Source organism: Staphylococcus sp. HMSC034C12, from assembly GCF_001835895.1.
Taxonomy (GTDB): Bacteria; Bacillota; Bacilli; order Staphylococcales; family Staphylococcaceae; genus Staphylococcus; species Staphylococcus hominis.
In genome coordinates, this window is record NZ_KV826358.1 from 1 (window position 1) to 12,774 (window position 12,774).

Consider the following 12,774-nt stretch of genomic DNA (forward strand, 5'->3'; position numbering starts at 1 on the left):
ATGCCATTAGTTTACTTCACGACAAAGAAAATAACAGTGGATTAGTGGAAGCGAAACGCCAACTTGATGAAGCAACGGCAGAACAAGATCCAACACCAGGAATGACGCAAGCAACAGCAGATAATTATAGAGCGAAAAAAGCAGAGGCAGAACAAGTAAGCAGAGACGCACAAAAAGTGATTGAAAATGACAATGCAACATCTGGGGAAATTGCGCAAGCAATAGCTAAAGTAAATGAAGCTACAGTTGCATTAAAACAAGCTAAACATGATTTAATTCCAGACAAAACTTTATTGAATAATGCTAAAAACAATTTAGAAACAAGCATTAATCAGGTGCCTGAAACTAAAAATATGACTAGTGATTCTGTTGAAAATTATAGAGATAAATTAAGTCAAGCAAAAGATACATTAGCTAATGCACAAAAAGTTATTGATAACCCAACTTCAACAGTTGATGAAATTCATAAAACTATCGAAAATGTGAAACGTGCTAAAGATGAACTTGAACAAGCTAAACATGACTTAATATTAGATTATGATGCTGTCATTAAAAAAATTAAACAACAAACTGATTTAACAGAATCACAGAAGGATAAATTAATAGAAAAGACAAAAGCTTCTACAACTTCTGATGAATTAGAAAATATTAAACATAATACTGATTTATTAAATGATGCGATGAAACAATTAAAAGAAAACATCGCTGAAAAAGATAAAGTCAAAGCAAGTATTAATTATACTGATGGAGATAAAGATAAAAAAGATACCTATGATGATGCTCTAAAAGAAGCTGAAAAACTAATTAATGATGCAAAAAATCCTATTATTGATCCTAGCGTGATAAATCAACTTAAAGATAAGATAATTGATGCTAAAAATAATTTAAATGGTGTAGAAAAATTACAAAATGCTATAAATAATGTTAAACACATATTGGAAAGCTTAAAACATTTGAACAATGCGCAAAAAGATGCGTTTAACAATATGATAGATAATGAAAATTCACGTGATAATTTAGATATAATTATTAATAAAGCTAAGGAAGTGGATAAAGCTATGAAACATTTAATTGATGAAATAGCTGATAATTTAGATATCAAGCATTCTGTTAATTATTCAGAAGCTTCACCAGATAAAAAATCCGCTTACGATGAACTTATTAAAAAAGCTGAAGACTTAATAAATAAAGGTATTGGCACAAATGCATCACTTGAAGAAATTAATAAATTAATTCAAGATATTAAAAAAGCAAAATATGATTTAGATGGAAAACATCAAGTTGAATTAGCTAAACAAAAAGCTTTAGAAGAGTTAGAAAATGAAGTTAACCGATTGAAAGATGAAATTGACAACAATCCTAACCTTTCTAAAGAAGATAAAGAAAAACTTAAATCTAAATTAGAGCGTCTTCTTGAAAATGCAAAAGGTCAGATTAATAATGCAACTACATTAACAGACCTTAATAAGATTAAAGATAATACTCAAAAAGAAATCGATAAATTAAAAGCATTAATTGATGCTAAAACTTTGGCTAAACAAGAAATTATTGATTTTGCTAATAAAAAACATCAAGAAATTCTAAATAATTCTAACTTAACTGATGCTCAGAAACAAAAAGTGGTAGCTGAAATAGATAAAGCTTTACAAAAAGCGCTTGAAAACATTGATAACGCCAATGACATCAATGAAATTAACCGTAAACTTAAAGAGGGCAAAGATAATATAGCGAAAATTGTTGCAAAAGAAATTACTAATGCGTTAATAGATAATAAAATTAAAGAAATTAACGCACGCAAAGATTTAACAGATGAACAAAAAGCTAAATTAATTGATTATCTTGAAAAACTTAGACGTGATACGTTAAAAGAAATTGATAAATCACATATTGATGATATCGGTTCAATTATCCAACAATTAATGGACAAATTGAATATGCTTGATATTGATAAAATTGAAAACATCTTAAGTCATAACAATAAAGACAATAATCAAAATCAATCAAATGTTGACGGTATTCAATCTAATAACAGTCATTTATCTAAATCACATAGATTACCTGATACTGGTTCAGAAAGTACATCTATTCAATTAGAGATTGAATTAATGACACTATTAGTTGGTCTAGGATTAGTATTAAAAAATCGTAGAAAAAAACAAAAAAATAACAAGAATAAAAGATAAAAAAGATATAACTTAGTATCTTTAAAAATAAAGAGCAGGAAACCACTATAAACTGGGTTTCTTGCTCTTTTTTATTAAATAAATATGAACTATGCTTCAAAATCTATAATAATTCTTCCAGCGTTCTCATGATTAAGTACTGTCTCAATAGAATGTTTTAAATCTTTAAAAGCAATTGTATTTTTAATTTCATGTAATTTATTAGATTTTAAATCAGTTGCTAATCTTCTCCATACACGTTGACGTAATTTCATTGGTGTCATAACTGAATCAAGTCCAACGACGCTTACACCACGAAGAATAAATGGAAATACTGAAGTTTCAAAGTGGTTACCTCCAGTCATACCAATTAATGCAACACCACCACCATTTGTTAGATGCTTTGCTATATAAGGTGTCCCAGGACCACCGCAAGGATCAATAGCAGCTTGCCAAGTTCTTTTTCCTAATATTTCATTACTATCTTCAGAAATACGATCGATAACTTCTCTTGCTCCTAATTCTTTTAATTTATTCGTAGCTTTTTTATTTCCAGTACTTGCTACAACTTTATAACCAAGTTCATTTAACATCATTACAGCTAAAGACCCAACACCACCAGAAGCGCCACGTACAAGTACTTTATCGCCTTCAAGTGTCATAAAGTTAGCTTTTTCTAATTTTTCTATTGCTAAACCAGCTGTGTAACCAGCAGTCCCATAAATCATCGCTTCTTCAAGTGTTAGATTTTCAGGACATTTAACAATCCAATCTGATTTAACACGGGCATACTCACTAAATCCGCCGTAATGATTGACACCTAAATCATAGCCAGTAATAATAACTTCTTCACCTTTTTCGATTGTAGGATCATCAGATTCTACAACTGTACCTGCTAAATCAATTCCAGGAACCATTGGATATGATTTAAGTACACCGCTATCTTTAACAGTGGCTAAGGCATCTTTATAATTAATACCAGAATATTGAACTTTTATTAAAACTTCACCTTCAGGTAAATCATTGATTGATAAATCTTTGAAATCACTTGTGACAGTGCCATCATTATCTTTTTCAACCATAAACGCTTTGAAATTTACACTCATAAAATCGTACTCCTTAAAAATAAAAAATTAGATGTTAATTGCATATCCTAAATAACCATACCACATTTTAAACGAGTCATTAAGTTAAAAAGTTTATATAAATTAAATATAAAATAGTCTATATTTTGATAAAAAAATAATTACATTGACAGTAAAACAGCATAAATATATAATTTTACTGATAATGATTATCACTTGATAATAATCATGTTGATAGAGATACAAAACTGTAATTTTAAAATTTAGATGTAGAGAATATACATTTTAAAATATTTAACATCAAAAGATAATCACTAAATTTTAATGAGGTGAATTTATTATGAAGAAATTACCAACTATTTTACTAACATCATCACTACTATTAACAGCTTGTGGTCATAATAATCACGATAATGCTAATGAGAAAACTTCAAAAAAATCTACAAATGAGAATAAAGTAGCATTACAGAAAGCAGCTAAAGAATATAGAAAATATACAAATGAACAGTTAGATCAGTTTTTAAAAGGAACTGAAGAATTTGTATCTGCAATAAAAGCAGATGATATTGAAAAAGCAAAATCTTTGTATCCTAAAGTACGCATGTATTATGAACGTTCTGAACCCGTAGCTGAAGCATTTGGCGATTTAGATCCTAAAATCGATGCCCGCCTAGCTGATATGAAAGAAGAGAAAAAAGAAGATAAGTGGACAGGGTATCATAAAATTGAAAAATCTCTTTATCAAGAAAATAAAATAGATGAAATGACTAAGAAGGATGCTGATCAATTACTAAAAGATGCTAAAGAATTAGATGCTAAAGTAGATACATTAGATATTACACCTAAGTTAATGCTACAAGGATCAGTGGATTTATTAAATGAAGTATCTACATCAAAAATTACTGGAGAAGAAGAGATATACTCTCACACCGATTTATATGATTTTAAAGCAAATATCGAAGGTGCTCAAAAAATTTATGAATTATTTAAATCTGAATTAGAAAAGAAAGACAAAAAATTGAGTTCTACAATTATGGATAATTTTAATAAAGTGAATCAATTACTTGATAAATATAAAAATAATGATGGTTATAAAGATTATAGTGCAGTAACTAAAGAAGATAGAAAAGCGTTATCAGATGCAGTTAACTCACTAGGAGAACCATTAAGTAAAATGGCTGTGGTTACAGAATGAGTAATATAAATCATAAAAATCACCCTCAAATGACTAGACGTTCATTTTTAAAGTTACTAGGTATAGGAAGTGCTGGTGCTGTTATTGGAGCAAGTAGTGTAGGCAGTATCTTTTCATTTAAATCTATGTTTGATACTCCTGAAAGTGAAGAAAACGATTCATATGAATTTTATGGACATATTCAAGCTGGTATTACTACACCAACTCAAAAAAATTGTAATTTCATTGCATTAGATTTAAAGTCCAAAGATCAAACATTAATTAAAGATATGTTTAAAAAATGGACTCAAATGTCTGTTAGTATGACTGACGGTGCTATTATTGGGGAAAATAGTAACAATACACTATTACCACCTGTAGATACTGGTGAATCAATAGGATTAGATGCTAGCAAACTCACTTTAACATATGGCGTGAGTAAGTCTTTTTTGAAAAAAATAGGATTATCATCTAAAATTCCATTTGATTTTAGAGATATACCTCATTTTCCTAATGATCAATTAGATGAAGAGTATAGTGATGGAGATATTATGATTCAAGCTTGTTCAAATGATCCTCAAGTTACTTTTCATGCCATACATAACTTAATACGACCTTTTAGAGACATCATTAAAATTCGCTGGTCACAACATGGTTTTATTTCTACTAAAAAAAATGAAACACCGAGAAATTTGATGGCATTTAAAGATGGTACAGTTAATCCACGAAACAATAACGACTTAAAAAAATATGTATTTATTGATAATGGATGGGCAGAAAATGGGACGTATTGCATTATAAGACGAATCCAAATTCATATTGAGACATGGGATCGTACTGCATTAGAAGAGCAAGAAGCAACATTTGGTCGTAAACGTTCTACAGGTGCCCCTCTAACAGGTAAGAAAGAATTCGATAATATTGATTTAAAGGCTAAAAATAATAAGGGTAAGTATATTATCGATGAGAATGCGCATACCCGTTTAGCTCGTGAAGTAAAAACTTCTATTAAACGTAGAGCATATAATTATAATGATGGTACAAATGCTAAAACAGGTGACTTAGATACTGGACTCATGTTTATTTGTTTCCAAAAATCTATTCAACAGTTTATCGATATTCAAAATAATTTAGGACACAATGATAAATTAAACGAATATATCACACATCGAGGTTCTGCATCATTTCTTGTATTACCAGGGATACAAAAGGGAGGCTATATCGGTGAAGCACTATTTAGTTAAGATATCGATAATTACTCTCTTAATCATTATTACACGTTTGTTTTCATTGACTTCAGTTAGTGTTGCAAATGATAGTCAATTAAATGATGCGTATGTAGCTATCTCTGATGCGAAATCGACATTAGAGCACAAACAATTAAATTATAACGAAAAACAAAACGTGTTGAATGAAGTAAAACATAAAATAATGTCTTTAAATATTAAAGAAAATAAAAAAGGAAAAGATGTTAAATCGAAACTTCATATGATTGATCAAGCAACGACTACAAATAAACAAATCGACTCGTTATCGGAGTTAACAAAATCTCTCATCGTTTATGAAAGTTCTGTATCGACTGATGATATTGATAAAGATATTAGAAATTTAAAAAAACAAATTAACGCAAAAGATAATATCATGCAAGAAGCTGTAAAAAATAAAGATAGATCAAAATTACAGTCTATTAATAATATGTTAAATCAAATTTGGAAAAAACATGAAACGGCCATCAGAAATTATGATGAAAATAAATATGGACAAATAGAAGTATACTTGATGCAGTTACGTGTAGCTATTCAAAAAGAACCATTAGACATAAAAAAAGTAGATAATGCTTGGAAGACATTTAAAACAAGTATTGATACTGTTGATAAAAAGCAATCCAATACTGAAAAAAATCAATATAAAGTTACCCAACTTAATATTGAATTAGAGAAAGCAATCAAAGGTATCGAGAGTCATCAGTTAAAACAATCAGATGAGGCACTGACTAAATTTATACAAATATGGCCTTATGTTGAAGGCAAAATTCAAACTAAAAACAGTAGTTTATATACAAAAATTGAAGATAAAATTCCATATTATCAAAGTATTTTAGATAGTAGTAATAAAGATCGTATTAAAGAAAGTTTAATAAAAATAAATTCTGAAATTAAAGATACTGTAAGTGAAGACGCATATTCATCCATAGATGTAATGATTATATTTTTACGTGAAGGATTAGAAGTATTATTAATCATATTGACATTAACAACTATGACAAGAAAGGTTAGAGACACTAAAGGGACAACAAGTGTCATTGGTGGCGCTATATTAGGTTTGATTTTAAGTCTCGCATTAGCACTTATCTTTATTCAAGTACTAGGAAATAATGGATTATTACGTGAAGGTATGGAAGCAGCACTAGGAATAATAGCAGTTGTTTTAATGTATATTGTGGGTATATGGATGCATAGACGTTCAAGTGCTAAGCGATGGAATGATATGATTCAACAAATGTATCACCATGCAATAAGTAATCGAAACTTAGCATTATTAGGTACAATTGGATTAATATCCGTTTTGAGAGAAGGCGTTGAAGTCATTATCTTTTATATGGGAATGATGGGAAGTATAAAAACTTTAGATTTTGTTATAGGAATTATACTAGCCATTGTTATATTAAGCATATTTACATTGGTATTCAAAACAGTTATACGATTGATACCTATATATTTTATTTTTAGAGTACTTTCTATTTTAATATTTATTATGGCATTTAAAATGTTAGGAATTAGTATTCAAAAATTACAATTACTTGGAATGATAACACAACATAGTATTGAGCATATTCCAACACTTAATATCATTGGTTTTTATCCAAGTATTGAAACGATGAGTGCACAATTAATTTATATACTATTAATTGCTTATTTCACTTTAAAACATACTAAAACAAAGCATCATATCTAAATTGAAAATAAAGTCTCAAACGAGTAGATTAATTTACTCGTTTGAGACTTTTGCATTTGATTCGAATTCATTAATGTCGAGTAGTTATTTTAGTTAAAAGAATGCTTATTTCAAATAAAATAATGAGTGGTAAAGTCAAAAATAGATTCAAAGTGATATCTGGTGGTGCAAGAATACTAGCAATAATGAAACAAGTAAAATAAATATATTTGCGATATTGGTGTAATTGTTTAATATCTATTACATCCATTTTAACTAGTCCCATACAAAACATAGGTAATTGAAAGACGACACCAAATATAAATAACCACCTTATTAATTCATGTAAATAAGCATTAAAACCAATCATTGGTTGAATATACATTGTTTTCGATAATGTTAATGAAAATTTTATAATTAATGGAAATCCGATAGTATAGGCGAAACCGACACCAATGATAAATAACGCAGTACATAATAAACTATATTTATAAATAAAAAAACGTTCACGTCGATGAAGCCCTGGTGATATAAATGCCCATAATTGATAGAAAATAATAGGAAGAACTAAGCACAAAGTTACAAAACTAATGATTAGTATATAGATTTGAATCATTTCAGTGAATGAAAAAGTATGTAAAACAACTTGAGTGCGTTTAATATGGTAAACAAAAGTTGTGATCCACCATTTAGATGATATGTATACTAACGGCAAAGTAATTAAAAATGAAATAAGTATATTAATTAAACGTCGCCTTAATTCTTCAAAGTGTTCGAGTAAGGTCGAACTAGTTTGATTTGTCTCGCTGTTGTTTAGAATGTTTACTGGGTGTTTCCTCCACCTCATCTGAATCAATGTGTTCAGCTGCAGACTTAAATTCTCTTAAAGTACTGCCAATTGCTTTACCAAATTGTGGTAATTTTTTAGGACCAAAAATAATTAATGCAACAATACTAATAATGACTAAACTGGTAGGTCCAGCAATACCTAATATAAATAACTCATGAAACATCTTAAACACCTCACTTTAATATAGTCTATCTTTACTTTATACTTATTGATAATTATTATCAATACATATTTTAATTTATAAAAAAATAATTTAATATAGTGTTTGAAATGTGTTTGATAAGGAATAAGATATTATCTGGTTTTGAGAAAAATAAGTACAATAAAAAGAGGGAAAATATGAAAGAAAAAATTGAAGAAATTAAAAAAGATAATGTAAGTGAGTTAAGAAAAATTGCAGAAAAAACGTTTTATGATACTTTTAAAGGTAGTTATACTGATGAAAACTTTAAAAAATTTTTTAAAGAAAACTATAATGAAACGAAGTTATTATCAGAAATCGAACATCACCAATCATTTCACTATTTCTATAAGGTAGATGATGAGATTGCTGGTTATTTAAAATTAAATATTAATGAAACACAAACTGAACCAAAAGGTGATCAATATTTAGAAATTCAACGCATTTATTTTGATAAGGATTACCAAGGTGGAGGAAGAGGAAGTCAATTTATTCAATTAGCTATTGATAAAGCAAGGGAGTATAATAAATCAAAAATATGGTTAGGTGTTTGGGAAAATAATCCTTCTGCCATTGACTTTTATAAAAAGCAAGGATTTGAAATTACAGGACACCATGACTTTATTAATGGTAATGTAATAGACATGGATTTAATTATGGAAAAAGAAATTTAAAATAACACAATAAAGCACTAAGAGGACAGAAAAGTTCTGTCCTCTTAGTGCTTTATTATTTATCTAAAATATCTCTCATAAGTTGAGTTAGTTTTTTTAGAGATTGATTATTACGATTTATAAGTGCATGTCGATGAATGGTAGGAATCGTATCATGTATTAAATGATTTAGTAACACTTCTTCGTTTGTGTACCAAACTTTTGCTAGACTGTTCAGCACATCAATATAGACGCCACGTTCTTCTTTATATTCTTTGTGATTAGGAGTATATAAACAAACTTTTTTATCAATAGTTAAGGCATCAAAAATGATAGAAGAATAATCAGTAAGCACAATGTCTGATATTAAGATTAAGTCTTGTGTTTCGATATCTATAGGAGCCTCAATGACACCTTCTGGAATAGCATCATCACCTTCAATATGCCCCTTATATATCACATAGTATTTTTCTAGTAACTCTGGTGTCATCGTTAAAGGTGTAAATGATTCTGTATTTTTATGCCATGTTGGCGCATATAATAAAACAGGTTTTGTATGATTAAGTTTTAATTTTTCACGTATTTTTCTTTGCTGATTTTGATTATCTTTATAGTTTAGTAAATAACTTACTCTTGGATAACCAAAAGGAAGAAATTGAACCGTTTCATTAGGAAAAGCAGTCTCAAATAAACCTTCTGAAGCTTTTGAATCTAATAAGACATATGATTGGTGTTTCCATTTATTATATTTTCTTGCTCTGTAATTATAAATATTTTGATTTTGATAGGGTTCTTTACTATCTAAAAATAATTCTTTAATAGGCGTACCATGCCATAATTGAATGACTGTACCATTAGGTTGATATGCTTCAGGCATATAACTTTCAATGACTACAATTTTTGCAGTTTCAATAAGTTCTTTATTATGTTCTGCATCAATGGGAAGGAAATATGGTCCATGTCTATCGTCTGTAATGTAATAAGCTTCTGTTGTTGGATTTCGTTTTACAAAGTAATTAAAAAGGTATTTAGAGTTACCTCTATAGCCATAATCGAATCCTAAAAATACGACATGATTTTTCAATTTGGATGTATCTTTAGTATAGACATAACTTAGTTTTTTATGATTTTGAATCGCACGTTGATGAATTTTATTGTACATCCATTTAGGCAATTTAAATTTTGTTGTTACAAGCCAGCTATCAGCAAAACGAAGAGTTTCGTCAGCTAATGGATGCTTATATTTAGGAAATGGAATCGAATGGCCGTGGATATAAGCTAGTTTATTTAAATCAAAGTGATTGGTAATTTTAATTTCTCTTGTATCTAACGAATTCCAAAATGAACTAGATGTCTGTAATTCCTCAATAAAATCAAAAACAACATGTCCATCTATATCAACCTCATTTTTTAAAATAGTGATGACTGCTAGGTCCATAATAGATTGAATTTGATATTTTGAGAGGTAAATCAGCGCAGTATCAATATTATAAATGATATTTGGATAATGATTAATATTATTCATCCAAGCGAGAAAACTTAATTTATCATTCCCAAAATAACGACAATCATTAAGATAAACACCATGGATTGTGTAATCAACTGCAATAGAATGTTCACCTAATGAGACAGCATTAAGCATGTCTTGATTAATTTTTATTTCGTTAGAATAGGGGATAAAATGTGAATACCCTGCAGATTTAGCTTTATTAAGTTGTATATCTAGATGTGACATATTAGATATATTTATTTGTTTAATCATTATGCATTATCCTTTAACTCCTAAATTTCATATTTTTATTTTACCATGCACTTTTAAAAAATTCATATTTACATGAATGATAATATAAAATCATATGTTTATGAAAATTCAAATAGATCTTACTACTATTGTTGACATAAATTATTTTTACAGTATTGTCAATTGTGATAAGAAATGTTATATTATTTTTGTGAAAATATTCACAAAAATAAAAAGTGTAATATTCTAATTTTAACTTGATTACAATATGTTAATTTTTGTGAATACCTGTTAAAATTAGAAAAGTGAATTTTTAGTTGTTTAGCTAGATAATTCATCAATATAATAAAATATTAAGGAAAGAAGCGTTTAAACTATGTTAGTACATTCTTTTAACCCTTTTGGTAACTTAGCGTTATCTAGTTTAATTGCAGCAATTCCAATCATTTTATTCTTGTTATGTTTAACTGTGTTTAAAATGAAAGGGATTTATGCAGCAATCACTACTTTAGTAGTTACTTTACTTATTGCATTGCCATTCTTTAAATTACCTGGTGGTATTGCTACAGGTGGTGTAATAGAAGGATTCTATCAAGGTATTATCCCAATTGGTTATATCGTTATTATGGCCGTTTTATTATATAAAACGACTCAAGAATCTGGTCAATTTAGTACAATTCAAGATAGCATTATGAGCATTTCACAAGACCAACGTATTCAATTATTATTAATTGGTTTTGCTTTTAATGGCTTCTTAGAAGGTGCTGCAGGTTTCGGTGTGCCAATTGCAATTTGTGCATTATTACTTGCACAACTAGGTTTTAAACCTTTACAAGCAGCAATGTTATGTTTAATTGCCAACGCTGCTTCAGGTGCATTCGGTGCAATTGGTATTCCAGTTGGTATTGTGAATACACTTCATTTACCAGGACATGTTGAAGCAATGAGCGTGTCTCAAGTGTCTACACTTACTTTAGCAATTATTAACTTTATTATTCCATTCTTATTAATCTTTATTATTGATGGTTTTAAAGGTATTAAGGAAACATTACCACAAATTTTAGTAGCTTCAATTACTTATACAGTATTACAAGGCTTAATTACAGTATTTGTTGGTCCAGAATTAGCTGACATCATTCCACCATTAGTGACTATGGGTGTGTTAGCAGTATTCTCTAAAAAATTCCAACCTAAAAATATTTTTAGAATACAAAAAGATGTTAAACCAGAAGCAGTTACTCCACATAGTGGTAAAGAAATTTTATATGCATGGAGCCCATTCATTATCTTAACTGTAATTGTAATGATTTGGAGTGCAACATTCTTTAAAAACTTATTTGCACCAAATGGTCCTTTATCAGCATTGGTATTTAACTTTAATTTACCAGGAACATACAGTGATGTAGCACATAAACCTATTACATTAAGTTTTAATTTTATTGGTCAAACTGGTACAGCCATTTTACTTACAATTATTATTACAGTTTTAATGTCTAAAAAAGTTAATTTCGGTGATGCAGGACGTTTGTTCGTAGAAGCATTCAAAGAACTATGGTTACCAATTTTAACTATTTGTTTCATTTTAGCAATTTCTAAAATCACTACATATGGTGGTTTAAGTGCTGCAATGGGTCAAGGTATCGCAAAAGCAGGCGGCGTGTTCCCAATTTTATCTCCAATCCTAGGATGGATTGGTGTGTTCATGACTGGTTCTGTTGTAAATAACAACTCATTATTCGCACCAATTCAAGCTTCAGTTGCCCAACAAATTGGTACAAGTGCACCGTTACTTGTTGGAGCGAATACTGTTGGTGGTGTGGCTGCAAAACTTATATCTCCACAATCAATTGCGATTGCAACAGCAGCTGTAAAACAAGTGGGTAAAGAATCAGAATTACTTAAAATGACATTAAAATACAGTGTTGCTTTATTGATATTTATCTGTATTTGGACATTTATTTTATCAATGTTTATGTAGTTATAATAAAAAGGAT

10 protein-coding genes are annotated in these 12,774 nt (G+C 28.9%); 6 read left to right on the plus strand and 4 right to left on the minus strand.

The window, feature by feature from the left end; genetic code table 11:
* The coding region (locus HMPREF2629_RS09415) for a DUF1542 domain-containing protein (RefSeq protein ID WP_070813321.1) at positions 1-2,183 on the plus strand (2,183 nt) is incomplete at its 5' end.
* A gap of 89 nt (positions 2,184-2,272) precedes the next feature.
* Here the strand turns inward: HMPREF2629_RS09415 and HMPREF2629_RS09420 are convergent.
* Entirely contained in the window at positions 2,273-3,268 is a 996-nt protein-coding gene (locus HMPREF2629_RS09420; RefSeq protein WP_002448474.1) for an acrylyl-CoA reductase family protein, read from the minus strand.
* A 319-nt stretch (positions 3,269-3,587) separates the two neighbouring features.
* Here HMPREF2629_RS09420 and efeO point away from each other — a divergent pair, with 319 nt between their 5' ends.
* From efeO to HMPREF2629_RS09435, 3 genes are read left to right on the plus strand one after another with little or no spacing between them, the layout of a single operon-like run.
* Positions 3,588-4,442 (plus strand): iron uptake system protein EfeO, encoded by an 855-nt coding sequence (efeO, locus tag HMPREF2629_RS09425; protein ID WP_049334640.1) that lies wholly within the window; start codon positions 3,588-3,590, stop codon positions 4,440-4,442.
* Positions 4,439-5,665, plus strand: coding sequence for an iron uptake transporter deferrochelatase/peroxidase subunit (efeB, locus tag HMPREF2629_RS09430; RefSeq protein WP_049417685.1), 1,227 nt, complete (start codon positions 4,439-4,441; stop codon positions 5,663-5,665). The genes efeO and efeB overlap by 4 nt, the downstream gene beginning before the upstream one ends.
* Positions 5,646-7,376: an FTR1 family protein gene (locus tag HMPREF2629_RS09435; protein ID WP_070813322.1), complete on the plus strand. Its 1,731-nt coding sequence runs from the start codon at positions 5,646-5,648 to the stop codon at positions 7,374-7,376. The genes efeB and HMPREF2629_RS09435 overlap by 20 nt, the downstream gene beginning before the upstream one ends.
* 70 nt (positions 7,377-7,446) lie before the next feature.
* Here the strand turns inward: HMPREF2629_RS09435 and tatC are convergent, their stop codons facing one another.
* Both tatC and HMPREF2629_RS09445 read right to left on the minus strand, forming a co-directional pair.
* Complete coding sequence (tatC, locus tag HMPREF2629_RS09440) at positions 7,447-8,202, minus strand: twin-arginine translocase subunit TatC (protein ID WP_256325173.1); 756 nt, start codon at positions 8,200-8,202, stop codon at positions 7,447-7,449.
* Complete coding sequence (locus tag HMPREF2629_RS09445; protein WP_017174935.1) at positions 8,144-8,368, minus strand: twin-arginine translocase TatA/TatE family subunit; 225 nt, start codon at positions 8,366-8,368, stop codon at positions 8,144-8,146. The genes tatC and HMPREF2629_RS09445 overlap by 59 nt, the downstream gene beginning before the upstream one ends.
* Positions 8,369-8,544: 176 nt before the next feature.
* Here HMPREF2629_RS09445 and HMPREF2629_RS09450 point away from each other — a divergent pair, with 176 nt between their 5' ends.
* A complete protein-coding gene (locus HMPREF2629_RS09450) occupies positions 8,545-9,060 on the plus strand; it encodes a GNAT family N-acetyltransferase (RefSeq protein WP_019834770.1) in 516 nt (171 codons plus the stop codon).
* Between the two features lie 55 nt (positions 9,061-9,115).
* Here the strand turns inward: HMPREF2629_RS09450 and HMPREF2629_RS09455 are convergent, their stop codons facing one another.
* Positions 9,116-10,801, minus strand: coding sequence for a CDP-glycerol glycerophosphotransferase family protein (locus HMPREF2629_RS09455; RefSeq protein WP_070443401.1), 1,686 nt, complete (start codon positions 10,799-10,801; stop codon positions 9,116-9,118).
* A gap of 355 nt (positions 10,802-11,156) precedes the next feature.
* Here HMPREF2629_RS09455 and HMPREF2629_RS09460 point away from each other — a divergent pair, with 355 nt between their 5' ends.
* On the plus strand, positions 11,157-12,758 hold the full coding sequence (locus tag HMPREF2629_RS09460; protein WP_002448432.1) for an L-lactate permease: 1,602 nt from the start codon (positions 11,157-11,159) through the stop codon (positions 12,756-12,758).
* The last annotated feature ends 16 nt before the right edge of the window (positions 12,759-12,774 follow it).